The organism is Bradyrhizobium sp. Kon58 (assembly GCF_055807455.1).
Window position 1 is genome coordinate 1 of record NZ_JBVVOT010000622.1, and the last position, 241, is coordinate 241.

At 57.7% G+C, this 241-nt stretch carries 1 protein-coding gene; it reads left to right on the top strand.

The window, feature by feature from the left end; translation table 11 throughout:
* A partial coding sequence (locus AC0L20_RS41715) for a hypothetical protein (RefSeq protein ID WP_473295947.1) occupies positions 1 to 241 on the top strand: 241 nt, incomplete at both ends.

Genomic DNA, 241 nt, shown 5'->3' on the forward strand with positions numbered 1-241 from the left:
AGTCGCTCAGCAAAGGACGGATTCCCGAGTTACTCAAGCGCGCTTTACGCGCAGGTGTTCAGCATCATCTGTTTTCAGCGATACAGTGCGGCCTGACGGCAGATGCGCAAAGTCTGTTCAGCACGGCGATGGCGGCCCGCATCCCGCAAGACCTGATGAAAAACCAGCACGAGTTGCAAGTGCACGCGGTGCATCTGGTGGGCCACACCATGCAGCATGATCGCTATATCGCCGGGCTAGT